The sequence below is a fragment of the Peribacillus muralis genome, assembly GCF_001645685.2.
Classification (GTDB): domain Bacteria; phylum Bacillota; class Bacilli; order Bacillales; family DSM-1321; genus Peribacillus; species Peribacillus muralis_A.
Genome location: NZ_CP017080.1, coordinates 3,292,085 through 3,317,269, shown reverse-complemented (window position 1 = coordinate 3,317,269; position 25,185 = coordinate 3,292,085). Strand labels below are relative to the sequence as shown.

23 protein-coding genes are annotated in these 25,185 nt (G+C 41.0%); 19 read left to right on the top strand and 4 right to left on the bottom strand.

Translation table 11 applies throughout. The annotated features are described in order from the left end of the window. Positions 1-5: 5 nt before the first annotated feature. From ABE28_RS16125 to ABE28_RS16090, 8 genes are all read left to right on the top strand, one after another. The gene (locus ABE28_RS16125) at positions 6-1,172 is read left to right on the top strand and encodes a M20 family metallopeptidase (protein ID WP_306807299.1); all 1,167 of its coding nucleotides are present in this window, start codon (positions 6-8) and stop codon (positions 1,170-1,172) included. 93 nt (positions 1,173-1,265) lie between these two features. Then, positions 1,266-2,027, top strand: coding sequence for a tRNA threonylcarbamoyladenosine dehydratase (locus ABE28_RS16120; protein WP_064462130.1), 762 nt, complete (start codon positions 1,266-1,268; stop codon positions 2,025-2,027). Positions 2,028-2,220: 193 nt separating this feature from the next. Further along, complete coding sequence (locus ABE28_RS16115; RefSeq protein ID WP_064462131.1) at positions 2,221-3,405, top strand: ABC transporter substrate-binding protein; 1,185 nt, start codon at positions 2,221-2,223, stop codon at positions 3,403-3,405. 582 nt (positions 3,406-3,987) lie between these two features. Beyond that, complete coding sequence (locus tag ABE28_RS16110) at positions 3,988-5,166, top strand: ABC transporter substrate-binding protein (protein ID WP_064462132.1); 1,179 nt, start codon at positions 3,988-3,990, stop codon at positions 5,164-5,166. Between the two features lie 159 nt (positions 5,167-5,325). Continuing rightward, entirely contained in the window at positions 5,326-6,204 is an 879-nt protein-coding gene (locus ABE28_RS16105; protein WP_064462133.1) for a branched-chain amino acid ABC transporter permease, read from the top strand. A gap of 13 nt (positions 6,205-6,217) precedes the next feature. Beyond that, positions 6,218-7,180, top strand: a complete 963-nt coding sequence (locus ABE28_RS16100; protein ID WP_064462134.1) for a branched-chain amino acid ABC transporter permease — start codon at positions 6,218-6,220, stop codon at positions 7,178-7,180. Continuing rightward, entirely contained in the window at positions 7,155-7,934 is a 780-nt protein-coding gene (locus tag ABE28_RS16095) for an ABC transporter ATP-binding protein (protein WP_064462135.1), read from the top strand. The genes ABE28_RS16100 and ABE28_RS16095 overlap by 26 nt, the downstream gene beginning before the upstream one ends. Beyond that, positions 7,934-8,641, top strand: coding sequence for an ABC transporter ATP-binding protein (locus ABE28_RS16090; protein ID WP_064462136.1), 708 nt, complete (start codon positions 7,934-7,936; stop codon positions 8,639-8,641). Before ABE28_RS16095 ends, ABE28_RS16090 begins: the two co-directional genes overlap by 1 nt. A 465-nt stretch (positions 8,642-9,106) precedes the next feature. Here the strand turns inward: ABE28_RS16090 and ABE28_RS16085 are convergent, their stop codons facing one another. Then, entirely contained in the window at positions 9,107-10,264 is a 1,158-nt protein-coding gene (locus ABE28_RS16085; RefSeq protein ID WP_064464241.1) for an IS256 family transposase, read from the bottom strand. Between the two features lie 618 nt (positions 10,265-10,882). Here ABE28_RS16085 and ABE28_RS16080 point away from each other — a divergent pair. After that, positions 10,883-12,766 carry a peptidase S8 gene (locus ABE28_RS16080; protein ID WP_064464386.1) on the top strand — a complete coding sequence of 628 codons (1,884 nt, stop codon included), beginning with the start codon at positions 10,883-10,885 and terminating at the stop codon, positions 12,764-12,766. Between the two features lie 43 nt (positions 12,767-12,809). Here ABE28_RS16080 and ABE28_RS16075 read toward each other — a convergent pair whose 3' ends face one another. Beyond that, on the bottom strand, positions 12,810-13,283 hold the full coding sequence (locus ABE28_RS16075) for a VOC family protein (protein ID WP_064464388.1): 474 nt from the start codon (positions 13,281-13,283) through the stop codon (positions 12,810-12,812). A gap of 126 nt (positions 13,284-13,409) precedes the next feature. Beyond that, positions 13,410-13,601, bottom strand: a complete 192-nt coding sequence (locus tag ABE28_RS16070) for a hypothetical protein (RefSeq protein ID WP_064464390.1) — start codon at positions 13,599-13,601, stop codon at positions 13,410-13,412. Between the two features lie 275 nt (positions 13,602-13,876). Here ABE28_RS16070 and ABE28_RS16065 point away from each other — a divergent pair, with 275 nt between their 5' ends. Then, positions 13,877-14,725, top strand: coding sequence for an SGNH/GDSL hydrolase family protein (locus tag ABE28_RS16065; protein ID WP_064464392.1), 849 nt, complete (start codon positions 13,877-13,879; stop codon positions 14,723-14,725). 87 nt (positions 14,726-14,812) lie between these two features. On the opposite strand, the gene ABE28_RS16060 is transcribed toward ABE28_RS16065, so the two are convergent. After that, on the bottom strand, positions 14,813-15,112 hold the full coding sequence (locus ABE28_RS16060; protein WP_064464394.1) for a helix-turn-helix domain-containing protein: 300 nt from the start codon (positions 15,110-15,112) through the stop codon (positions 14,813-14,815). A gap of 448 nt (positions 15,113-15,560) precedes the next feature. Here ABE28_RS16060 and ABE28_RS16055 point away from each other — a divergent pair, with 448 nt between their 5' ends. The 9 genes from ABE28_RS16055 (at position 15,561) to ABE28_RS16015 (ending at position 25,170) form a co-directional block, all read left to right on the top strand. Beyond that, positions 15,561-16,250, top strand: coding sequence for a YveK family protein (locus tag ABE28_RS16055; protein ID WP_064464396.1), 690 nt, complete (start codon positions 15,561-15,563; stop codon positions 16,248-16,250). Positions 16,251-16,274: 24 nt separating this feature from the next. Beyond that, positions 16,275-16,952: a CpsD/CapB family tyrosine-protein kinase gene (locus ABE28_RS16050; RefSeq protein WP_064464398.1), complete on the top strand. Its 678-nt coding sequence runs from the start codon at positions 16,275-16,277 to the stop codon at positions 16,950-16,952. Between the two features lie 134 nt (positions 16,953-17,086). Continuing rightward, on the top strand, positions 17,087-17,851 hold the full coding sequence (locus ABE28_RS16045) for a tyrosine-protein phosphatase (protein ID WP_064464400.1): 765 nt from the start codon (positions 17,087-17,089) through the stop codon (positions 17,849-17,851). Positions 17,852-18,005: 154 nt separating this feature from the next. After that, positions 18,006-19,826, top strand: coding sequence for a polysaccharide biosynthesis protein (locus ABE28_RS16040; protein ID WP_064464403.1), 1,821 nt, complete (start codon positions 18,006-18,008; stop codon positions 19,824-19,826). Between the two features lie 244 nt (positions 19,827-20,070). Next, the gene (locus ABE28_RS16035) at positions 20,071-21,399 is read left to right on the top strand and encodes a UDP-glucose dehydrogenase family protein (RefSeq protein ID WP_064464405.1); all 1,329 of its coding nucleotides are present in this window, start codon (positions 20,071-20,073) and stop codon (positions 21,397-21,399) included. 76 nt (positions 21,400-21,475) lie between these two features. Then, a complete protein-coding gene (locus ABE28_RS16030; RefSeq protein WP_064464407.1) occupies positions 21,476-22,108 on the top strand; it encodes a sugar transferase in 633 nt (210 codons plus the stop codon). A gap of 25 nt (positions 22,109-22,133) precedes the next feature. Continuing rightward, positions 22,134-22,763, top strand: coding sequence for an acetyltransferase (locus ABE28_RS16025; protein ID WP_064464409.1), 630 nt, complete (start codon positions 22,134-22,136; stop codon positions 22,761-22,763). A 6-nt stretch (positions 22,764-22,769) separates the two neighbouring features. Continuing rightward, positions 22,770-23,963, top strand: coding sequence for a LegC family aminotransferase (locus ABE28_RS16020; protein WP_064464411.1), 1,194 nt, complete (start codon positions 22,770-22,772; stop codon positions 23,961-23,963). A 4-nt stretch (positions 23,964-23,967) separates the two neighbouring features. Next, the gene (locus tag ABE28_RS16015) at positions 23,968-25,170 is read left to right on the top strand and encodes a glycosyltransferase family 4 protein (RefSeq protein WP_064464413.1); all 1,203 of its coding nucleotides are present in this window, start codon (positions 23,968-23,970) and stop codon (positions 25,168-25,170) included. Positions 25,171-25,185: the final 15 nt, after the last annotated feature.

Here is a 25,185-nt window from a genome sequence, read left to right as displayed (position 1 = left end):
AAGTTGTGAGGGCTTTGAGAGACTTATTGAATGCTAAGCGGAAAGAAATGCTGCAATTCGTGGAGCAGCTGGTGAATATCGATAGCGGCTCTTATACCAAAAAGGGCATAGATGAAATTGGCTTGATATTGAAAGCGAAATTTGAAGGTTTGGATTTCATTGTGGATGTCGTGAAGCAAAAGGAGTATGGCAATCAGCTGGTCATTCAGCATCGTGAAGCGGTTCAGCCGCATATTCTGGTCGTGGCACATATGGATACGGTGTTTCCGGAAGGGACGGTGCTGAAACGGCCGTTCAAGGTGAAGGGAAATCGGGCGTTCGGGCCTGGTGTAGCTGATATGAAGGCGAGCTTGGTCGAAATTTTTTATGCGATTCTTTGTTTGAAACAGACGGGGCAGACAGGCTATAAGCATGTTCAAATCATTTTGAACAGTGATGAGGAGATCGGTTCACCGTCTTCGTCTTCCCTCATTGCTGAAAAGGCGGCAAGAAAGAAGTATGCGTTAGTGCTTGAGCCGGCAAGGATGGATGGGTCATTGGTGACGGCAAGAAGGGGCTGCGGCCAATTCAAGATAGATATAATCGGGGTTGCGGCCCACTCGGGGATCGAGCCGGAAAAGGGAAGAAGTGCCATTGAGGAATTGGCTCATAAAATCATAGCCTTCCATCAATTGAATGATCGGAAGAAGGGGATCAGCGTTAATGTCGGCATGATCGAGGGCGGGTCTGCGGTCAATACGATCGCTTCGCATGCGGCCGGTTTTGTCGATGTACGGATCACGGAAAAAAGGCAGGAAGATTTCATCCTGAAGCAAATGAAAAAAATATGTGCAAAGTCAAATATTCCAGGAACGAAGACGACATTGACTGGAAAAATGGATCGGTCTCCGATGGAAAAGACCGAGAAAACGACGATGCTTTTGGAGACGATCCGCGAGGCGGGGAAGGAGATTGGCATCAATATCACCGATACGGCGACGGGCGGGGGTTCGGATGCTTCCTTTACGGCAGATTTGGGAATACCGACAGTGGATGGACTTGGACCGATTGGCGGGAATGCTCATAGTGAGGAAGAATATCTGGAAATACCGAGCCTGACTGAGCGGACTTTGCTGCTGGCGACCGTCATTCAAAAATTGTCAAAAATGAACGAGAAACCTAATTCCGATTAGACTGCTCATATTTCGCTTGTCATAAATGATGTTTATGATATATTGTTAATTGGGAAGCTAAATAAGAACAGAATTTATTGGAGTTGAATATATATGCTGCATCAGTTTTCACGTAATGAATTAGCAATTGGCAAAGAAGGCATCGATATACTGAAAAACACGACCGTTGCTGTCCTAGGGGTAGGCGGTGTAGGGTCTTTTTCAGCTGAGGCACTGGCCCGTACCGGGATTGGCCGGATCATTCTAGTCGACAAGGACGATGTCGACATCACCAATGTCAACAGGCAGATTCATGCTCTTTTATCGACAGTTGGCCAACCGAAGGCGGAATTGATGAAAAATCGCATTCATGATATCAATCCAGACTGCGAAGTGATTGCCCTGAAAATGTTTTATACAGAAGAAACGTTTGAGGAGTTCTTCAGTTATGGCCTCGATTACGTCATTGATGCCTCCGATACGGTGATTTATAAGATGCACGTGATGAAGGAGTGCCTGAAGCGGAATATCAAGGTGATTTCAAGCATGGGGGCCGCTAACAAAATGGACCCGACACGTTTCCAAATCGCCGATATTTCCAAAACGCATACCGATCCGCTTGCGAAGGTCATCCGTACAAGATTGCGCAAAGAGGGCATCACAAAGGGAATTCCGGTTGTTTTCTCTGACGAAAGTCCGATTGTCATTCGTGAGGATGTTCGCAAAGAGGTCGGCAATGAACAAGCAAAAATCCGTAAAGCCCAAATGCCGCCGTCCTCGAATGCATTCGTCCCTTCAGTAGCTGGATTGATTGCAGCAAGCTGGGTGATCAACGATCTATTAAAAGAGGTCGAAGTCCGCCGTGTAAACGACTGACAAGCCGACAAACTGACTCCAGGCAGAGAGTCAGTTTTTTTTGTGTAGATATAGTAGATTTTTCCTTTAAATAACTTTTTTATCCAGATCATATAGACGGGGTCGAAAGAATGAGATAAACTGTTTTCAGAATATTATTTTTATTCAGATATTCTAATGGGCTGAAAGAACATACCAAACAAGGGGGTTTCAAATGAAGAAGAAAAAGCTAGCAGGAGTGTTTCTATCACTTTCATTGGTTGCTGGGGTACTCGCAGGTTGCGGCGACTCAACAACGAGCAGTTCAAGCGGAGGTTCATCCAATTCGGGTGACACGATTAAGATCGGTGCGAATCTTGAGTTGTCTGGCGGTACGGCATCATTCGGCCAATCGGCTGCAGATGGTTTGAAACTGGCCATCGATGAAATTAATAAAGAGGGCATCAACGGAAAGAAATTGGAAATCGTCAAGGTTGATAATAAATCCGATGCTGCAGAAGCGACAAGCGGCTCGATTAAACTGGTCAGTCAGGACAAGGTAGTGGCTGTGGTCGGATCGGCTACAAGCACGAATACATTGGCTCAGGTTCAAGTCGCACAAGATAACAAGGTCCCGTTGATCACACCTACTGCAACAAATCCCGACATCACCAATAAAGCTGGAAAAGTGAATGATTATGTGTTCAGAACGTGCTTCATCGATCCGTTTCAAGGGACGGTTGCAGCCAATTTTGCCTCTGACGAAGTAGGGGCGAAAACAGCAGCGATCTATGTGGATAGTGCAAGTGACTATTCCAAAGGATTGGCCGCTGCCTTTAAAGAAGCGTTCACTGCCAAAGGCGGCAAAATCGTAGCGGAAGAGGCCTATGTCACAAAAGATACGGATTTCCGCTCCACATTGACGCGTATTAAATCGGCCAAGCCGGAGTTCGTGTTCCTTCCTGGTTATTATGAAGAGGTCGGCTTAATCTTGAAGCAGGCACGGGAAAATGGCATAGACCTTCCTTTCATGGGCGGAGATGGCTGGGATTCCCCGAAAGTCGTTGAAATTGCAGGAGCCGACGCTCTAAAAAATACCTACATCACCAATCACTATTCACCTGAAGATGAAGATGCAAAAATCCAGGATTTCGTTGCAGCCTACAAAAAAGAGTACAATAAAACACCGGATGCCTTTGCCGCGCTTGGCTATGATACGGGATACTACCTGGCGGATGCCATCAAAAGATCTGGCGATGCATCACCAGAAAAAATCAGGCAAGCATTGGAGGATGTCAAGGACCTTCAATTAGTTTCAGGTACACTGAACCTCGATAAAAATCATGATCCGATCAAATCGGCCACCATTTTGGAATATGTGGATGGCAAACAAACATTCAAGACAAAAATCAATCCATAACCAGAAATCAAGCAGGCTCATTTAAGAGGACACTGAACCGCCAACAGGCGGTTTTTTTTGTGTGTGAATATGCAAAATATATAAGGCGGCATGAAGATAGGCAGACGGTTCATGCAATATTTTATGCATCCAAGATAGTATAATTCAATTTTGAAATAGGAAATAAGACTAAAACGAATTGTCCCAGCTGGGGGTAATTCCCTATTGGTATACAACTTTTTTGGGATAAATGTAAGTAATAGGGAGAAGAAAAGAAGGAATTGAATAAAAAATTTTGGGTAATAAAGGCAGAAAATACGATATTAATATAATTAAGTTATCAGTCTTTTCTGAATATGATGCGTGTTTTCGCAATATTTAAAATATATGGATATAAAAAGGTCTTCTCAAAGTCTATGAAAAACCTCCTATTTCACGAAATTTTCTCACTATTATTGTATAGACGGAATGAAAATTATGCGGTAAACTATTTTTCGAAATATTAATTAAATTTTAAACATTTCATCTAATCAAATTTTTCTGAAGCGTATTGAATAATTATTCATGCATCAGAGCTCTGATTACAAAATGGGGGGATTATTTATGAAGAAGAAAAAACTAGCAGGTGCATTTCTTTCTCTATCACTTGCTGCAGGCATGCTAGCAGGATGTAGCGGCTCTGGTTCATCAGATAAATCTAGCGGGGATGGTGATACGATCAAAATCGGTGTCAACCTTGAATTATCAGGCGGTGTAGCCTCATATGGCCAATCGATTGCCGAAGGCCTCGAGCTGGCGACAGAGGAAATCAATAAAGAAGGCATTGACGGTAAAAAAATCAAACTTATCAAAGTCGATAATAAATCCGAAGCATCCGAAGCAACAAGCGGAGCGATCAAGCTGACATCACAAGATCAGGTTGCAGCGATCGTCGGTGCGGCGACAAGCACGAATTCAATTGCCCAGGTGCAAATTGCACAGGATAATAAAGTGCCGGTCATCTCACCTTCAGGTACGAGCCCGGAAATCACATTCAGCAAAGATAAATTGAACGACTACATCTTCAGGACAAGCTTCATCGATCCGTTCCAAGGAACGGTTGCTGCGAATTTCGCGTCCAAAGAAATCAAAGCGAAAAGTGCAGCCATCTATATCGACAGCGCAAGCGATTATTCAAAAGGTTTAGCGGCAGCCTTTAAAGAGCAATTCGAAAAAAATGGCGGAAAGATCGTCGCAGAGGAAGCCTACATCGCGAAGGATACCGATTTCCGCTCCACATTGACTCGTTTGAAATCAGCCAAACCTGATTTCATCTTCCTGCCAGGTTACTATGAGGAAGCCGGCTTGATCGTGAAGCAGGCTCGGGAAACTGGACTCGATGTTCCATTCATGGGCGGTGACGGCTGGGATTCTCCTAAGCTAGTGGAAATTGCCGGTGCCAAGGCATTGAATAACACGTTCATCACGAACCACTATTCTTCAGGTGATCCCGATGAGAAAATTCAGAATTTTGTGTCTGCATTCAAGGCGAAATACAAAGATAAATCTCCGGATGCCTTTAACGCGCTTGGCTATGACACAGGATATTTCCTAGCAGACGCAATCAAGCGTGCTGGATCTGCGGATTCGACAAAAATCAAGGAAGCGCTGGAAAAAACCAAAAACCTTGAGCTTGTAACAGGTACCTTCACTTTGGATGAAAAACATAATCCGATCAAATCAGCCACCATCCTTGAGTTCAAAGAAGGAAAACAAGTATTCAATACAAAAATCAATCCTTAATACCGAAAAAAAGTCCAACCCTTCGCCGGCCCTTCTTCCATAAGAAGGCGCTGGCGAATTCTCATTTTTCCAGAATACCAGGTTGCCGAAACTTCCATGAGTGGAATGAAAGAGTCTGGACGATCATTATAAAATTAGATTTTTCAAGGAGAGTCGAACATGGAATTGATACAGCAGTTAATAAACGGGGTTTCATTAGGAAGCATTTATGCCCTTATCGCTCTCGGTTATACGATGGTTTACGGGATTGTTAAATTGATTAACTTTGCACATGGTGATGTTTTCATGGTTGGTTCATTCGTAGGGTTTTATTCGATAACGGTTTTGGATCTGTCATTCGTGCCCGCCCTGTTAATCTCGATGACGGTCTGTGCACTGTTTGGGGTATTGATCGAACGCATCGCTTACAAGCCATTGCGTAACGCAACACGCATTGCCGCACTCATCACGGCGATCGGGGTTTCCCTGTTGATCGAATATGGCTTCATTTACGTCCGCGGCGCACAGCCGGAAGCTTATCCGAATGATGTATTGCCGACAGACAAATTCGATATTTTCGGAGTTTCCATCAATAGCCAATCGATTTTGATCTTTGGAGTCGCTGTCGTTTTAATGATCATTCTCCAAATCATCGTCCATAAAACCAAAATAGGCAAAGCGATGCGTGCCGTTTCCTTCGACGCGGATGCAGCCAAACTGATGGGAATTAATGTTAATAACACGATTTCTGCCACCTTTGCAATCGGTTCCGCATTAGCTGGGGCAGCAGGAGTCATTTTCGGGATTTACTATATTAAGATCGAGCCGCTTATGGGTGTGCTGCCTGGTCTTAAGGCTTTTGTCGCCGCTGTGCTTGGCGGGATAGGGATCATTCCGGGAGCGATGGTCGGAGGATTATTGCTTGGTGTCATCGAAGCTTTGGTCAGTGCCGCCGGTTACTCATTATGGCGTGATGCGGTAGCCTTCGTCGTCCTGATTCTTATCTTGATTTTCATGCCACAAGGCTTATTCGGTAAAAACAAAAAAGAAAAAGTATAGGGGAGACAAAGCAATGACAACAATTAAGCGAGCAAAAGGTTTTTGGCTCTCGATTTCACTATCATTGATCTTTTTCGCCATCGTACAAGTGCTGATCGGCGGCGGATCGCTCAATCCTTTTTATCAAAATACGCTCATGTTCATCGGGATCAATATCATCCTTGCAGCAAGCCTGCACTTGATCATCGGGATAACGGGACAGTTCTCCATCGGCCATGCCGGATTCCTTGCAGTCGGTGCCTACGCTTCAGCCGTCATGACGATGAAGCTGAACATGCCATTCACGCTAGCGTTGATAGTGGGCGGTTTGGCGGCAGCACTTGCCGGACTGATCATCGGAATTCCAAGCTTGCGTCTAAAAGGTGACTACCTGGCAATAGCCACCCTTGGGTTCGGGGAAATCGTCCGTATCGTGCTATTGAATATCGATTATGTTGGCGGGGCGAGCGGCATGCAGGTTTCCCATTTGACCACTTGGCCATGGGTATTCGCTTCCGTTCTCGTTACGATCATCGTCATCAGGAATTTCACGAGCTCGACACATGGAAGGGCTTGCATCTCGATCCGTGAGGACGAGACGGCGGCCGATTCAATGGGAATCAATACAACCTATTACAAAGTTGTCGCATTTGCGATCGGTGCATTTTTCGCCGGTATTGCCGGAGCGCTTTATGCCCATAACTTCTATATCATCCAGCCATCGAACTTCGGGTTCCTGAAGTCATTCGATATTTTGATCCTAGTCGTGCTTGGCGGACTTGGAAGCTTGTCCGGAGCTGTATTGGCGGCCATATTACTGACGGTGATCACGACATTCCTCCAGGATTATCCGGAAACGCGGATGATCATTTACAGTCTGGTGCTCATCGTCATGATGATTTACCGTCCGCAAGGCTTAATGGGTACGAAAGAAATAACTTCCATGTTCAAACGTAAAGGAGGCAGCAGCCATGAAAACAAAAACACCGCTGCTTAAGGTCGATTCGGTCGGCATTCATTTCGGGGGGCTTAAAGCCGTTTCCGATGTGAACGTCGAGCTATATCCAGGTGAATTGGTTGGCTTGATCGGGCCGAATGGTGCTGGGAAAACCACATTCTTCAACCTGCTGACAGGGGTTTACGTCCCGACGGAAGGAACGATCTCCTTGGAAGGGGAGGACTTGAAAAAACGCCCGCCTTATAAAATCACGCAAAAGGGAATCAGCCGGACCTTCCAGAACATTCGCTTGTTCAGTGAGCTATCCGTCATTGACAATGTAAAGGTTGCCTATCATTCCCTTTCGAAGCATAGCATTTTAAGCTCGATCTTCCGCATGCCCAGCCATTTTAAAGGGGAAAAGGAGATGGATGAGAAGGCGATTGAATTCCTGAAGATCTTCAACCTTGATCAATACAAGGATGAGAAGGCGAAGAACCTGCCCTATGGAAAACAGAGACGTCTGGAAATAGCCCGTGCACTTGCCGCCAACCCGAAGCTGCTTTTGCTCGATGAACCGGCAGCGGGCATGAACCCCCAAGAAACGCATGAACTGATGAACCTGATCGCCCTCATCCGGGAAAAATTTGATTTGACCGTACTATTGATCGAGCATGATATGCCGCTTGTCATGGGTGTTTGCGAACGCATATACGTACTGGACCACGGACAGCTGATCGCCCAAGGACAGCCTGAGGAAATCCGCAACAATCCAAAAGTCATCGAGGCCTATCTGGGCGAGGAGGTTTCATAATGCTGAAAATCGAGGATATTAACGTCTATTACGGAAACATTCAAGCGTTGAAGGGAGTTTCGCTTTCCATCAACGAAGGTGAAATCGTGACCTTGATCGGCGCGAACGGGGCAGGGAAGAGTACGATGCTGAAAACCGTTTCCGGCCTATTAAAACCAAAGCAAGGCAAAATCCTCTATGAAGGGCAGTCAATCGGCGGAAAGGCTGCACAGTCGATCGTGAAAATGGGCATTTCCCATGTTCCTGAAGGCCGCCGGGTCTTTGCTAACATGTCCGTTGAAGAAAACCTTCAGCTAGGCGCTTATTTACGCAAGGATAAGGCAGGCATCAAGCAGGATATGGAGAAGGTCTATGAGTTATTCCCGCGTTTGCTCGAACGTCTGAAGCAGCAATCCGGGACGCTTTCCGGCGGGGAACAGCAAATGCTTGCCATGGGGAGGGCGCTGATGGCCAAGCCCCGGCTGCTTCTATTGGACGAGCCGTCGATGGGTCTTGCGCCATTATTGGTGAAACAGATTTTTCATATAATAGAAGAAATCAATAAGACGGGAACGACGATCCTGCTTGTCGAGCAAAACGCCAACTTGGCGCTATCAATTGCCGACAGAGCTTATGTCGTTGAAACGGGTCGGATTGTCCTTTCAGGGAAATCAGAGGAGCTGACCACAAGCGAGGAAATCAAGAAGGCTTATTTAGGCGGACATTAAAGGGCCAAGAGCGTTCACATACTGTAGGTAAACTCGATAAGTTATGGAGTTTACCTACAGTTTTTTGATGTTTTGTACAACGAACGTTTCATTGTACTGCAGGCACTTATTTTTCCGATGGAAAGCGGAAACTCGCGAGTAAAGTCGATAAATTGGCGAGTAAAAGCAGGAAACTCGCGAGTAAAATCGATAAATTGGCGAGTAAAGTGGTTAAATTCAGTCAAGCCCTTATTATTGTGTAAATTCACTAACACAATGTTTTCAACCATTTAATTTGATGTTTCCTCAGATTAAAAAGCTATTTTAGAGGTACGCAAAACTCTATCCTGACACATTTTTTTTGCGAAACTTTCATGATCATCTTCTCTCACATTCGGGCAGGGCTGTCAAAGGCTTTTCACTTTGACGGTCCTGTTCGAATGTGAAATTATTCATGATGAAAGTTTCACAAAATAGGTACTTGGACTATCCTTTTTTCTTAGCGTAAACCGTGTCTTGATACTGCATTAATACGGCACCTATTAATCGGAAGGCTGATTGGGTATTAGGAAAGATTCGGATGACTCTTTCTCTTCTACGAACTTCTTGGTTTAAACGTTCCAGCGAGTTGGTACTGCGGATGTGCTGCCTGATTTTTTCTGGATGATTCATGTATTGAACGGTGTCTTCGAACCCTTCATCTAAAATTTGAAGGGCTTTTTCATATTTTAATTCCTCCCCGAATTTATCGATTAACTCCGCTTTGAATAGACGACAATCCTCAATCGTGACAGCCTCAAATACCCGTTTAATCATTAAACGAATGTCGGATGATCCCTTTTTGGGCAGTTTCTCTAAAATGTTCCGCTTAAAATGGACATTGCATCTTTGCCAGGAGGTTCCAATGAAATCGCGTTGGATCGCTTTTTGTAATCCTTGATGGGCATCAGAAATCACCAGCTTAGGGGATTGAAGGCCACGAGATTTTAGTTGTTTAAAGAACTGGGACCAGCATTCAAAACTTTCAACATGATCGATATGTACCCCTATAATCTCCCGCTTATTTTGTTTGGTAAGAGCTGTGGCGATATATACGGCTTTTGAAACAACCTGTTGGTGCTCACGCACCTTGATATACATGGCATCCACGAAAATAAAGGGATAGTATGTGATATTTAGGGGCCTAGTTGCCCAGCCATTAACAATGGGATCCAGCTTTTGGGTAAGCGAGGAAACAAAAGACTTTGAAACACTTTCTCCGCAAAGCTGTTCGACAACATGGGTGACTTTCCGAGTAGAGACCCCATTGATCACCATCTCCAACATGGAAAGGATAAGCGCCTGATCACACCGGGCATATTTTTCAAAAACAGAAGGGGAAAAGTCACCAGTACGCGTCCTGGGTACCTTCAATTTAATCTTCCCAATACTCATCGTAAAGTCACGTTCATAATAGCCATTCCGATAATCCTGACGTTCGGAGGAGCGCTCATAAGATGAAACTTGTAGATAGGCGTCTCTCTCCTTCTCCATAAACTCATTTAAGATTAATACAACCGCTGATTTAATCACGTCATCCATTGTAGAATTCATAATGGATACTTTTAAAAGATCGAGATCAAGGTTAAACTGTAACTGAGTCATTTTATTCCTCTTTTCAATGTGATTTCTGTGGTAGAAAACATTGTTTCCAAGAGTGAACGAAATGACTCTCTTTTTTTACACAATTATACGGACTTAATCTTTCATTCGCGAGTAACGCTCCGAAATGAAGAATGAAAGCAGGAATTATAAGTAGAATCATAGTCGAATTTGAGAGTAACGCAAAAAATGGACGCAAAACGGCCCCCATTCCCTGTGAAAAGGGCCATTTTTATGGGAGCTCACCTCATATTCACAGCAACGTCCAAACCCGGGAGTGAAAGCAGGAAACTTTACCAAGAACCGCTTCATCCCACGCTGTATATATAAAATAGAGCTCGAATGGCCCGTAATCTCGGGAATTTGTACTGTGATCCTTGCCTTCCATTCCACCAAGTCTAAGCAGTCAGATTTAACCACATTAATCTATCAATACCATCTTCGGTTTGCCAGCTGTGACAATATGACGTTCGTATTATTCCAAAAAAAGTCTTTCATAAATAAAAAGGTTAGTAAAACGATTTCACTCGGTATACAATCTAGTTAGGGATAATGGTAGAGTGAGATCTTGCATCAACGTCATCATATTTATTCTTAATCATATAATTTTGGAGTGATTTCATGTACAAGTTTATTCAGGCGATATTGCCGGTTGTGTTGCTGTTCATGTTCCTGCCACATATTCAGCCAGAGATTGCAGCTGCGGAGGAAGCCCCGGAATCCGATGGTGTTCTCGTCAAATATAAGGAAACGGATGATGAGCCGATTCACGAGCTGATAGAGAAGGTCGAGGTTCCGAAAGGGCAAACGACGGACAAGCTGATCGAGAAGCTTGAGAAACGGAAGAATGTCGAATATGCCGAGCCCAACTATTTGTTCAAGAAGATGGATATACCAAATGATCCAGCTTACATAGATCAGTGGCATCATAAAAATCTTGGTACGGAAAGTGCCTGGACAAAATCGATGGGTTCGAAGGAGATGATCGTGGCGATCATCGACGATGGAATCGATCGCAAGCATGAGGATTTAACCGGGAAAATCGTCGAAGCTTATGATACGATCCGCAAGCGGAAGAATATTTTGCCGGAAGGGGAGCACGGGACGCATATCGCCGGCATCATTGCCGGAAGTGCAAACAATAACATGGGCGGAGCGGGTGTTGCCCCGAATGTAAAGCTGATGCCGATCAATGTTTTTGATGGCGAGTATGCCGATACGGCCGATATCATTGAGGCGATACATTATGCGATTCAGAAAAAAGCGAAAATCATCAATATGAGTCTCGGAGTCAACATGTATTCGGAGGCATTGAATAAAGCTGTTCAGGAAGCCTCGAAAAAAGGGATTTTGATCGTTGCGGCTGCCGGTAATGAAGGCGATATGGGGAAAAATGTCCAGCGGGTATACCCAGCCGCCTACAATAACGTCATTTCCGTTGCCGCCACGGATGAAAGGGACAAGCGCCCCTATTATTCCAATTACGATTCAACCGTGGATATTGCAGCCCCTGGGGATGAGATCCTTTCTACCTTGCCGCATGGTAAATATGGCTGGATGAGCGGAACATCGATGGCCACGCCCATGGTGGCGGGGGTAGCGGCACTCATTTGGTCCAATGAGCCTAAGCTCAACAAAACGGAGGTTGAATATCGTCTCTATGATTCAGCGAAGGATCTTGGTACGAAAGGGAAGGACATATACTATGGAAACGGAAGGGTCAATGCGAAAAAGGCCTTGGAGATGAAGACGCTGACCAAGCCGACCGTTAAAACGATTTCCGATAAGGACATCAAGATAACAGGAAGCATCCCAGCCAATTTCAAAACGGGAACCGTCTCGATTTACACCGATAAGAAGCAGCTGGCCACATTGAAGATCAATGGCGAAAAAACGTTTACAGCGACGATAGCCAAACAAACAGCCGGCACGGCAATCACTACAAGAATCATCGATCATTCAGGAAATAAAAGTGTGCCCGTTTCTTTTAAAGTCGAAGATAAAACTGCGCCAAACAAACCGTCAGTCAATACGGTTGGTGACAATACGGTAAAAGTGACAGGCAAAGCGGAAGCAGGCTCCTCCGTCACGGTCAAAAGCCAAAGCACCGTCCTTGGAAAGGCGAATGCCAATAGCGCAGGGAACTTCACCGTAACGATGTCAAAAAAACAAAAAGCCGGAACCGTCCTCTCGATTACAGCTACGGATAAGGCTGGCAATACAAGCTCGATCAAAACCGTCACCGTCGCAGACAAAACCGCACCTGGCAAACCGACGGTAGACAAGGTCACGACGAAAACGACGATTGTAACAGGCAAAGCGGAAGCCAATTCCACTGTGTCCATCAAGGTATCAGGGAAAGAAATCGGCTCTGCGACAGCAACGAATAAAGGGACCTTCTCGGTTAGGATCCCGAAGCAAAAAGCAGGGAAGAACCTCTATGTCACCGCTAAGGACAAAGCGAAAAATGTAAGTGAAGCAAGAAAAGTCACGGTGAAAAAGTAACGGAAAAAAACAGCCTCCCATCGTTTGGGGGGCTGTTTTTGCATCAATCCTTATTGCCATACATCCATTCCGTGCTGCGGCTGTATAGTTCAATGATATTGCCAAAAGGATCTTCACAATAAATTAAATAATAGGGCTTGTTCTCCCACGTATTCCACATATCGCTTCGTTTCTTCCCGCCAGAATCCGCAATCTTATCGGCAAGCTCTTCAATATCTTCAGAAACCAAGCAAATATGAAAAAAGCCCTGATACGCATCACTATCACTTTTGGGCATTCTCGGCTCCTGGAATTCAAAAAGCTCGATGCCGACCTGATTATCCGCCATCAAATGGGCGTTCCGCATTTTTTTAACATGATTGCCAAGAAGATCATTTGTCATATTCGGCATGTCCTCGGCACTCGCATCAAACGAATACGGACCCGCCAATAGCTTGAATCCCAGGACCTGCCCATACCACGAAATCGCAGCATCCAAATCAGGCACAGCCAAGCCGATGTGCGTAATTGCTGTCATATCCATCACCTCTCGTAATAAAATACCCTTTTACGACAGCGGACAAACGGTCCTTTTTGAAACAAAAAAAAGAAGCGATAGCCAATACCGCTTCTTTGATTACACATATCGACTTCACGAAATCCGTTAAATTTCACCTTCTTCAAGCCTCCTCTTATACTCCACTTTACTGATCAGCCCCTTTGCATTACAGGTAAGGCAATCCGTATAAATATCGTAGGCACCCGTACCTGCACAAACATGGCATTTTACATGAGTTTCCGGTATATCCTTATGCATGAATGAAAAAATCTTTTCCATATACTGCAGAATAATCATTACCAAAACTCCTTTTTTTCTTATCATACAACGAAAAAGCGTGAAGGAAGCAGGAAATACAATAACATTACGGAAATTTCATATGGGCATTACATAGTTTACGTGGGGTTAATGAATGAATCTTATTCATCGGATTTGTCGAGTGATGTCAGAAATGATTGGAAAAACATTCTTTATAACGGATAATATGTTAGTTATAATGAATTAGACAAAAAAAAGAGAAAAGTATTGAATCGTGGTCCATGTAAATTCTTAGTTTATAAACGGAGGTAAAGATGAGGAAGTATGGGTTAATCATTATCGCGATCATTTGCTTAGCTGTACTGGCATCCGGTCAAATCCATTGGAAAAACAAAAACCAGGCAGCCGGGGTGGAGGCTAGAGAAGCTGAAGCAAAACTTAAACAAAAGGAAAAAGAAGAAAGGGAAGCATTGATACAGAGCTTAAAACCGGAAGATAATCAACAGCAGCCGTTAATCGATTATTTACGGTATAAGTCACTTACGCAAGATAAGGTCATTGTCTCCCTAGTGGGGAGTAACGGTACTTCAGGAACGGGAGCAAGTACTTCTGCGAAAAGATGGACAGCGCGTCTGGAGAAGAGTCTGCGTGCCGATCTTGATGAGGCTAAAGCATTGCGTTTTTTGAATCATAGTCATGAAGGGTATTCAACTGAGGATTTGTTGGAAGGTAAAAAAATCGAAGAAGTCATAAAAGATGACCCTGATTTGATTATTTTTGAAAAGCCGCTGATTAACAATCACTATCAATCACTTAGCCTGGAACAGACGGAAATCGATTTGGAAAAAATCATGGCAAAATGGCAAAAAGAACGGCCAAATGCCAAGATTCTGATGATTTCACCAAATTCAGTCGCAAATGGTGAAATGGAAAATAGCTTAGGTTTGAGTTATCTGGATTATATGAACGCTTCCGAGGATGTCATCAAAAAGAATCAGTGGACGTATTTGAATAGCAAGGCAGGTATGGAAAAGAAGCTAGAAAAACAGAATTTGAGATTGGCTGATGTTTTAACCAATGATAACATCCATCCAAATGACCGAGGACATCAGATATGGTTCGAGGTGCTGCAGGACTATTTTCAGCAAAAACAGGACAGGTAGTGAAAAAAAGGGGGAAGGAGTGGCTTAAGCTGCTTCCCCCCTTTTCACTGGCATACATAAGAAAGCGATACCGATAATGTAAACCGATCATTTGCGATCCTGAATGAATTCGCGCATTTCCTCTTTCGATATGCCAGAACCCATAACATCCTGCATGATTTGGATCCACTCTTCATCCATACTTTTGTTTCCTTGTTCATAAAGCAGTGCATCAACCTTAATACCTAGAATTCTTGCTATTTTTTCCAAAACTAAAATAGTGGGGTTTGTTTGAAGGTTTCTTTCCAGTGAGCTTATATAGGATTTGGCAACGCCCGATTTTGTGGAGAGTTCACTAATTGACATGTTCCTTTCTTCCCTAAGCGACTTGACTCGGTAACCTATCATATTGACCACACCTAACCATTTCTATGAATATATAAACCATATTTTCAGTTTACACAGTTTTACTCCATTAATAATGATAACTACGCCCTAAAAACCTGACACAATTCGGTCCATAAATGGTTTTTCTTCATTTAATGGGCAATTAGTTTTAGGTGGATTCATCTAATCGTGTCAATGGGGGACACCAAGTATTGGGTAAATAGGATTAATTTATTTATCCGGAAATCCTTTTAGAATGCGGGTTCTTCAGCTGTAATGGCTTCAAAGGTGCTTGATTAGGAAAAAAATTCCTTTGAATCGAGGATATTTATACGATAGAATCATCTAAGCGCTAGAAAAGTATTCATGCATTGTAAGATTCATGAAAATTTCCTTGATAATACATTAATATAGGTAATATTATGTGTTATAATGCACTAGGTCATTTTTATTATATTAGGAGGATGAAATGGAAGAAACGATTAGTATTACAGATATTTTCAAAACATTAAAGAAGCGTTGGAAGCTAATCATGCTGCTGACATTAATTGCGGCGTTAATCAGTGGATCGATTTCTTATTTCTTATTATCACCCGTCTACCAATCTTCGACACAAATTCTCGTTAATCAGAAACAATCCGAAAATCCATTGGACTCGACCCAAATACGATCCAATATCGACATGATCAATACATACAGCGTGATCATTAAAAGCCCAGCCATTTTGGAGAAGGTCATCGATAAGCTTGGACTGGACGAAAGCGTGGAGCAGCTTAGTGAAAAAATCACCATTAACAGCCAACAAAATTCACAAGTGTTTTCCTTAACGGTCCAGGATGGCAATCCATCGCAAGCAGTGGAGATTGCCAATACGATTTCTGAAACGTTCCAAAAAGAAATCAAAAATATCATGAACGTCGACAATGTTAGCGTACTTGCCAAAGCTGAAATCAAAGAGAACCCTGCACCTGTAAAACCTAATCCCATATTGAATATCGCGATTGCAGCGGTGGTCGGCTTGATGGCTGGCGTTGGCTTGGCATTTTTGCTCGAGTTCATGGACAATACGATCAAGGATGAGAAGGATATCGAGACACTCCTGGAATTGCCTCTACTTGGCTCGATTCAGAAGATTTCGAACGTACATAATAAAGGCTAAGCTGGACGAAAGGAAGCGGGATTTTTGAGAAGTAAAGATAAAAAACAAGTGAATTTGATTGCCCAAAATAATCCTAAATCACCGATCACGGAGCAATATCGATTGATTCGGACGAATATCCAATTTTCCTCAGTGGATGAAGATATACAAACCATTGTCGTTACCTCAGCCGAGCCTAATGATGGGAAATCGACGACATCCGCGAACCTCGCGATTGTATTGGCTCAGGAGGAGAAAAAAGTACTGCTTGTAGATGCAGACTTGAGAAAACCGTCCGTTCATTATGCCTTTGGTCTTAGTAATATACAAGGACTCACGAGTGTGCTAACGAAGAAAATGAGCATTGAAACAGCGGTCATGCAGACGGATGTGCCTAATCTGGAGATTTTGACGAGCGGACCCATTCCCCCCAACCCTTCGGAATTATTGAATTCCAGAGCGATAGGCATAACCATAAAGGAACTGAAAGAAATGTATGATTATATCATTTTTGATACACCGCCGGTCCTGGTCGTTCCTGACTCTCAAATTGTCGCCAATAAATGTGATGGCGTGATCATGGTCGTCTCAAGCGGCAAGACGAACAAACAAAGTGCAGTGAAGGCGAAGGAGCTATTAACGAAAGCCAATACATCCGTGCTTGGTGTCGTCTTGAATGGCGTGGAAACGGATAACAGCAATTATTATTACTATCAATCTTGATCAATAAGACAAAGTTCGACAAAATAACACCCTGTTTAATGGAAGGTTTGTATGCTACTATTAATCAGGGTAATAATTACTATTTTTACGAAGTAGGTATTTAGACCCGTTCGTTATAAAGGAAGTGTTTGAGATTGATTGATATACATTGTCACATTCTCCCAGGCGTCGATGATGGATCTACAGACGTGGAGGCAAGCATGAGCATGGCAAAAAAAGCGGTGGAAGAAGGAATCACCGATTTGTATGCAACGCCGCATCACTTAAATGAGAAGTTTGTCAACGTGAAGAGTGACATCATCGCTAGAGTCATGAAATTAAACGAGAAATTTCAACAGACCCATATTCCCCTTACGATTCATCTCGGGCAGGAAGTAAGAATACACCGAGATTTATTCATTTCACTGGAAAAGGAAGAAATTCTGACACTCGACGACAAAGGCAGGTATATGCTACTGGAGCTTCCGTCTGGACGTGTCCCTACATACACACAAGATATGATATACGAGCTGCTGCTGAGAGGGATCACCCCGATTATCGTACATCCGGAACGAAATAAGGAATTGATGGAAAACCCTAAACGGTTATTTGAATTAATTCAAGAAGGTGCCTTAACGCAAATTACCTCTGGAAGCATCATCGGCAATTTCGGGAAGAAAATTCAAACGTTTTCAAAGAAAATCATCGAGCATAATCTGGCACATTTCGTTGCAACTGATGCTCATAATACCGGCTCAAGGGGATTCACCCTACAAGAGGCGTACGAAACAATCACAAAGATGCATGGTGTCGAACGGAGCTTTTATTTTAAGGAAAATGCGGAACTGCTCATGAAGGGACTAAGTCCAGCTGTTGAAAAACCACTGCCATTCAAAAAGAAAATACTAGGCATTTTTTAAAAGGTAAGTGTAATGGGACATGCTAGCTACAAGAGGGGCCTATTCTGCAATGCAAATTTTTTTATAGTACTTTCTTGTGAAAAGGAACACAATATTTCAATGCTTCATTTAAAAGCGCGGGTACCTGTGAATTTTATTAAAGGGGGAAATGTAGTTGGCCTATCGGAAACGACTGACATTATTGGCGCTGTTGGATTCATTGATCGTATTATCGGCCATTTATGTAAGTTATTTGTTCTTGTATCCTTATTTGGAAATATTTAAATTACCAACACTCTTGGTCACTTCAGTCTCTCTATTATTTAGCCATCATTTTTTTGCTTCCATTTATAAACTGTATAAGAATGCCTGGGAATATGCGAGCATCCGGGAGTTAGTGTCGATTGTTAAAGCAGTAAGCTTATCTGTTATTGCGGTTATCGCCATTCAAATCATCGTTTTTCAAGATGTGTTTGTACGAGCCATGGCACTTACATGGATGATGCATATCATCCTCATTGGCGGGTCCCGTTTTTCGTGGAGAATGCTGCGGAACCGTCTGATCCATAATCAAACGGAAACCAGGAATACGTTGATCATCGGTGCTGGATCGGCAGGAACGATGGCTGTACGGCAGCTTCTTACTAATCAGGATATTGAACTGAAGCCTGTCGCATTCATCGATGATGATCCAAAAAAAGAAAAATTGGATATCTTGGGAATACCCGTTGTCGGCAACTCTAAGCATATTCCAGAAATGGTAGAGAAATATCATATCGATAATATCGTCATTGCAATTCCTTCATTAAGCAAGAAAGAGTTGAAGGTCATATTTGATGAGTGTGTAAAAACGAGTGCGAAAACTCAAATTATTCCGATGATTGAAGATATTATGTTAGGGAAAGTAGCCGTGAATCAATTTAAAGAAGTCGAAGTGGAAGACTTATTGGGCAGGGAACCGGTTGAACTGGACATAACGAGCATATCCCAATATGTAACCGGCAAGACGATTTTGGTTACAGGGGCTGGAGGCTCGATCGGTTCGGAAATTTGCCGGCAAATCTGCCGCTTCTCACCCGGCCAACTGATCCTCCTAGGACACGGCGAGAATAGTATCTATCAAATTGATATGGAATTGAAAAAGTTATATGCCAATCAAATGGAAATCATACCGGTCATTGCAGATATTCAGGATCGGGAAAGGATTTTCGAAGTGATGGAGACACATCGTCCTGATGTCGTGTACCATGCCGCTGCACACAAACATGTTCCCCTTATGGAATACAATCCACGTGAAGCTGTCAAGAATAATGTTTTTGGAACGAAGAATGTTGCAGAAGCGTCAGAAACGTTTGGTGTAGGAGCATTTGTGATGATTTCATCCGATAAGGCCGTCAACCCAACCAATGTCATGGGGTCGACGAAGCGGATTGCAGAAATGATCATCCAGCAGCTGGCTAAAAATAGCGCAACCAAATTCGTTGCCGTTCGCTTCGGAAATGTTTTGGGCAGCAGAGGAAGTGTCATCCCGTTATTTAAAAAACAAATCCAAGCCGGTGGTCCTGTAACCGTCACCCATCCAGACATGACGAGGTATTTCATGACCATACCCGAAGCATCCAGATTAGTCATCCAGGCAAGTTCGTTGGCTCGAGGCGGAGAAATCTTCGTCCTTGATATGGGTGAACCCGTGAAGATCGTTGAATTAGCAACGAATCTTATCCAATTATCCGGCTATTCAATAGAGGATATCGGAATCGAATTCTCAGGGATCAGACCTGGTGAGAAGATGTATGAAGAACTATTAGGGGAAAAAGAGGTTCATAGTGAAGCCGTATTCCCGAAAATCTTTATCGGAAAAGCGGTATTGGATCAGGAAGATGAAATTCAGTATCTTTTAAACTCCTATGATGGTTTTTCCATGACAGAACTTAAACAATTCGTGATAAATTTAGCCAATCGCAGAAGAAATAAAACTTATTCAGCAGTGAAATAGGCTGAAGGAGGACGAATAGGTGAGTGGTAGAAAAACCTAATGAAAGATGCACCATCTAACTATGTAATTATAGGAATGTATACATTGGACCGGGAATCTTTGAAATAGTTGTAAAGCAAACTCCTAGAACTAGTGGAGAATTTCAATTTTGAATTTGTTTTAGAAAGTGAAGGCTTAAGAGAAATCGTATTTCAGTATTTACAAAAAAATTGTAAAAAAAAGACTATAAGCGGGAGGGTCTAGCTTGAAAATTGCAGTTGTTGGAACGGGTTATGTCGGGTTAGTAACGGGAGTATGTTTAGCTGATATTGGTCATAAGGTGCAATGTATTGATATTGACAGTGAAAAAGTCGAGAAGATGCGTTTGGGGTTTTCTCCTATTTACGAACCTGGTTTAGAAGAACTGATGGTGAAAAATATAGCAGAAAAACGTTTGTTTTTTACCACTAATCATAAGGAAGGCTTCATGGATGCTGATGCGATATATATTGCTGTTGGAACCCCAGAAAATGATGATGGTTCGGCAAATCTATTATATGTAGAGCGGGTTGCTAAAGATATCGCGGAAAATGTTAATTCAGATGTTGTTGTTGTTACAAAGAGCACAGTCCCAGTAGGGACGAATGATAGAATAAATGAAATTATTCAAAACAACTTAGTGAATAATGTTACAATTCATGTTGTTTCTAATCCAGAGTTCTTACGAGAAGGGTCAGCAATTTTTGATACGTTTAATGGTGATCGAATTGTTATTGGAGCTGACCATGAGCCAGCCGGAAAGTTAATAGAAGAGATTAACAAGCCGTTTGATATTTCTGTATTTAAAACTGATTTACGAAGTGCAGAGATGATTAAATATGCTTCAAATGCATTTTTAGCTACGAAAATTAGTTTTATTAATGAAATTTCAAATATTTGTGAACGTATTGGAGCTAATGTTGAAGATGTAGCTTTAGGAATGGGGCAGGATAGTAGAATTGGCAATCAGTTTTTGAATGCTGGTATTGGGTATGGGGGGTCTTGTTTCCCAAAAGATACGAAGGCTTTAATTCAAATTTCTGGTAATGCTGGATATGAGTTTGAGCTTTTAAAGGGAGTTGTGCATGTTAATCAAAATCAGCAAAATCTACTTTTATATAAGTTGAATCAACGGTTTGATAGTATTGCTGGGATGAAAATTGCTGTGTTAGGTCTTGCATTTAAACCTAATACGGATGATATGAGAGAGGCTCCTTCGATTGTTGTTACTAAAAGATTAATTGAACAGGGGGCTGAATTAATTGCGTATGATCCAGCTGCGATTGAAAATGCTAAGAAGCTATTATCAAGTGAAATTATTTATGTTAATTCTGTTGAGGATGCGCTAAAGGGTTCTGATTTAGCATTAATTCTTACTGAGTGGAGTAAAATAAAAGAATTTCCTTTGGAAAACTACAAAAAATTAATGAAAGAAGCAATTGTTTTTGATGGTCGTAACTGTTACGAGTTAAGTAATGTCAAAGAACATGAAATTGAATATTATTCAATAGGGCGTCCAAATGTAAAAAAACAAAAAGTATTGGTGGAAAAATAAAATTAATATAATACTTCAATATTTCTATTTAATGTAACAATAACCAAAAAAATATGAATTTTTAAGGATGTTGTTAATGAAACCGTATTTAGTTCTTAAGAGAATATTAGATTTCTTTTTTTCAATGATTTTATTAATAATAGCATCGCCAATTATGTTTTTAGCAAGTATAGCTATAAAATTGGAATCAAAAGGACCATCACTTTTCAAACAAGAACGACCTGGAAAAAACGCAGAAATTTTTACAGTTTATAAATTCAGGACAATGAAAATTGAAACTCAGAGAGAGGGGCGCTCACTTACAGATATGGAGAGAATGACAAAGATTGGTTCATTTTTACGTAAGACTAGTGTAGATGAACTGCCTCAACTCTTCAATATACTTCGTGGTGAGATGAGTTTTATAGGTCCTAGACCGTTGCTTGTCAGTTACTTAAAACATTACTCTCATGAACAAATGAGAAGACATGAGATTACTCCTGGAATATCAGGGTGGGCTCAGGTGAATGGAAGAAATACACTCAGTTGGGAAGAAAAATTTAAACTTGACCTTTGGTACGTAGATAACATTAGTCTTTGTCTCGATTTAAGGATACTTTGGCTAACTTTATATAATGTCTTGAATAGAAAAGATATTAATAATTCTCAAGGCAATACAATGCCATTCTTTACAGGAAACAAGGAAACACAAAAGCAGAACAATATGTAATAGTAAACTTTATTGAGGGGGAACTATGGCGAATTTATTAATATTTGGTGCTGGAGGTCATGGGAAAGTGGTTTCCGAAATAGCATTACTCTCCAATTATTGGAGAAATATAGCTTTTCTTGACGATAGAGATGATTTAAAGGAAGTTTTAAATATATCAATAATCGGTAAATTAAATGATTATAATTATTTTAAACAAAACTTTCAATATGCCTTTGTTGCCATAGGAAATAATAAATTAAGGCTTAAATGGATTGAGCTATTGTCAAAAGAAGGATTTATTATGGTTACATTAATTCATCCCTATAGCTCAATAAGTAAATCAAGCAATATAGGCGAAGGCACTGTTGTGATGGCAGGGTCTGTGATAAATGCGGATACACGTATTGGAAGGGGTTGTATCATAAATACTTCTTCTAGCATCGATCACGACTGTATTCTTAAAGATGGTGTACATATATCACCTGGTGTGAATCTTGGTGGAACCGTAACTATAGATGAGTGTTCATGGGCTGGAATAGGTTCAAGTGTGATCAATAATATAATTATAGGAAGTAATGTAGTATTGGCTGCCGGTGCGGTTGTTATTAAAAATATTCCTGATAATGTTATGGCGGCAGGAGTTCCAGCAATAATAAAAAAAGGGTCGGAGTGATAGAAAATGGTTAACAAAACAATACCTCTTTCAGTACCAAACCTCTCTATAGATATCCTGGAAAATGTAAAAGAAACTATTGAAACTGGATGGGTATCTACTGGAGGAAGATTCATTCAAGAATTTGAAAGTAAAATAGCTAAATATGTTGGTGTAGATAAAGCTATCGCTTGTCAAAGTGGTACAGCAGGTTTACATCTTGCATTGAGAGTTCTTGGAATTGAACATGGAGATGAAGTTATTGTCCCTACAGTAACATTTGTTGCTGCAGTAAATCCTGTTAAATATATGGGGGCAGAACCCATATTTATGGACTGTGACAAAAATCTAAATATGGATATGAATAAACTCGAAGAATTTTTAGAAAATGAATGCCATTATATAGATGGAAAGGTTATTAATAAAAAAACAAGTAAAGTAATTAAGGCAATAATTGCTGTACATGTATTTGGTAATCCTCTTCAAATGGAAAAGCTCATTGAGATAAAAAAGAAATATAACTTAAAACTTATCGAGGATGCTACAGAAGCTCTAGGATCTTATTATCTAAATGGAAAATATGCAGGTAGACATTGTGGAACCATTGGGGATATCGGAGTATATTCTTTTAACGCTAATAAGATTCTTACAACTGGTGGTGGGGGGATGGTAGTTTCTCACAACCTGGAGTTATTAGATAAAATAGCCTTTTTATCTGTCCAAGCAAAAACAGACCCACTATATTTTATCCATGATGAAGTAGGTTTCAACTATCGTATGACAAACATCCAAGCGGCCTTTGGGACGGATCAAATAGATAGAATTGAGAGTTTCATTGAGACAAAGATAAAGAACTATAATCTTTATAGAATTTCTATAGAAAGTATTGAAGGTTTAACTTTATTATCATTTAGAAATGATACTAGGGCTAATCATTGGTTTTATTCAGTATTAGTTGATAAAGAAAAGTTTGGTATGGATAGAGATGAACTTCTAATTAAGCTAAATGAAAATAAAATTCAGACAAGGCCTTTATGGGGTTTAATGCATAAACAAAAACCTTACACGGAAAACCAAAGATATAAAATCGAGGAAGCAGAGTTTTATGAGAGAAATCTTTTGAATATCCCTTGTAGTAGTAATTTAGTTGAAAAAGATGTTCGTATAGTGTTAAGTTCTCTCAAAAGTTATAATGTTAGCCTAACAAAATCTAGTAGGTGATAGTTTGAACGTATTATTTTTAACGTTATCAAATATGGAAAATGTAGATCAAAGAGGCATCTATACTGATCTTGTAAGGGAACTCTCTCATAGAGGAATAAATGTATATGTAGTTGCACCTAGAGAAAAGAGAACTGACTTACCTACAGAGTTTTCTACGAATAATAATATAAATGTCTTAAAAGTTAGGACAGGAAATATTACAAAAACAAACTTTATTGAAAAAGGTATATCAACACTTGTTATAGAAAAGCAATATCTAAAAGCGGTAAAAAAATATTTTAAAGATATTCACTTTGATATGGTTATGTACTCCACTCCACCTATAACCTTTGAAAAAGTTGTTCAATATTTTAAAGAAAAGCATAAAAGTAAAACTTATCTTGTTCTAAAAGATATTTTTCCGCAAAATGCAGTAGATATAAATGTAATAAAGGAAGGGAGCCTTTTATGGAAACATTTTAGAAATAAAGAAAAAAGATTGTATGAAATGTCAGATATAATTGGCTGCATGTCAAAAGGGAACATGGATTATGTATTAAAACATAATCCTTTTATTCAAAAAAGAAAAGTGGAAATTTTTCCTAATTCAATAAGCCCGATTGAGAGATTTGAAAGGGAAAATAAAAATAAAGAACTCTTTAGTAAATTTAACATACCTAATGAATCAACCTTATTTGTATATGGAGGAAATTTAGGGAAACCACAAGGAATAGAATTTTTATTAGAAGTAGCAGATAATTTTCATAAAATTAGTAATGGTCATCTGTTAATTGTAGGGTCAGGTACTGAGTATGTAAAAATAAAAAAGCATATAGAACAGAAAAAAACTAAAAGCGTAAGTTTATTTAATAAACTACCTAAGGATGAATATGACCAATTACTGGAGATAGCTGATGTGGGATTAATATTTTTAGACAGAAGATTTACTATCCCAAACTTCCCTTCCAGATTAACTGCCTATATGGAGTATTCCCTTCCTGTATTAGCAGCAACTGATAAAAATACAGACTTAAAAGATGTACTAAAGGAATCAGAAAGTGGACTATGGTCAGAAAGTTTTAATGTAAATACCTTTATTGGTAACGCAAATAAACTTTCAAAAGACGAAAGATTAAGGTGTCAAATGGGTCTTAATGGAAGGAAGTATTTAGAAGATAACTTTGATATAAAAAAGACAGTAGATATAATAATAAAGCATTTATAAATAGGAGGAACTAAT

What these genes read in the sequence shown, in the direction of transcription:
- ABE28_RS16080 (WP_064464386.1), top strand. Translation starts at nt 10,883, where the DNA reads ATGTACAAGTTTATTCAGGCGATATTGCCGGTTGTGTTGCTGTTCATG.
- ABE28_RS16075 (WP_064464388.1), bottom strand. Translation starts at nt 13,283, where the DNA reads ATGACAGCAATTACGCACATCGGCTTGGCTGTGCCTGATTTGGATGCT.
- ABE28_RS16105 (WP_064462133.1), top strand. Translation starts at nt 5,326, where the DNA reads ATGGAATTGATACAGCAGTTAATAAACGGGGTTTCATTAGGAAGCATT.
- ABE28_RS16085 (WP_064464241.1), bottom strand. Translation starts at nt 10,264, where the DNA reads ATGACTCAGTTACAGTTTAACCTTGATCTCGATCTTTTAAAAGTATCC.
- ABE28_RS16055 (WP_064464396.1), top strand. Translation starts at nt 15,561, where the DNA reads ATGGAAGAAACGATTAGTATTACAGATATTTTCAAAACATTAAAGAAG.
- ABE28_RS16065 (WP_064464392.1), top strand. Translation starts at nt 13,877, where the DNA reads ATGAGGAAGTATGGGTTAATCATTATCGCGATCATTTGCTTAGCTGTA.
- ABE28_RS16115 (WP_064462131.1), top strand. Translation starts at nt 2,221, where the DNA reads ATGAAGAAGAAAAAGCTAGCAGGAGTGTTTCTATCACTTTCATTGGTT.
- ABE28_RS16025 (WP_064464409.1), top strand. Translation starts at nt 22,134, where the DNA reads ATGGCGAATTTATTAATATTTGGTGCTGGAGGTCATGGGAAAGTGGTT.
- ABE28_RS16060 (WP_064464394.1), bottom strand. Translation starts at nt 15,112, where the DNA reads ATGATAGGTTACCGAGTCAAGTCGCTTAGGGAAGAAAGGAACATGTCA.
- ABE28_RS16070 (WP_064464390.1), bottom strand. Translation starts at nt 13,601, where the DNA reads ATGATTATTCTGCAGTATATGGAAAAGATTTTTTCATTCATGCATAAG.
- ABE28_RS16030 (WP_064464407.1), top strand. Translation starts at nt 21,476, where the DNA reads ATGAAACCGTATTTAGTTCTTAAGAGAATATTAGATTTCTTTTTTTCA.
- ABE28_RS16090 (WP_064462136.1), top strand. Translation starts at nt 7,934, where the DNA reads ATGCTGAAAATCGAGGATATTAACGTCTATTACGGAAACATTCAAGCG.
- ABE28_RS16100 (WP_064462134.1), top strand. Translation starts at nt 6,218, where the DNA reads ATGACAACAATTAAGCGAGCAAAAGGTTTTTGGCTCTCGATTTCACTA.
- ABE28_RS16120 (WP_064462130.1), top strand. Translation starts at nt 1,266, where the DNA reads ATGCTGCATCAGTTTTCACGTAATGAATTAGCAATTGGCAAAGAAGGC.
- ABE28_RS16020 (WP_064464411.1), top strand. Translation starts at nt 22,770, where the DNA reads ATGGTTAACAAAACAATACCTCTTTCAGTACCAAACCTCTCTATAGAT.
- ABE28_RS16110 (WP_064462132.1), top strand. Translation starts at nt 3,988, where the DNA reads ATGAAGAAGAAAAAACTAGCAGGTGCATTTCTTTCTCTATCACTTGCT.
- ABE28_RS16095 (WP_064462135.1), top strand. Translation starts at nt 7,155, where the DNA reads ATGAAAACAAAAACACCGCTGCTTAAGGTCGATTCGGTCGGCATTCAT.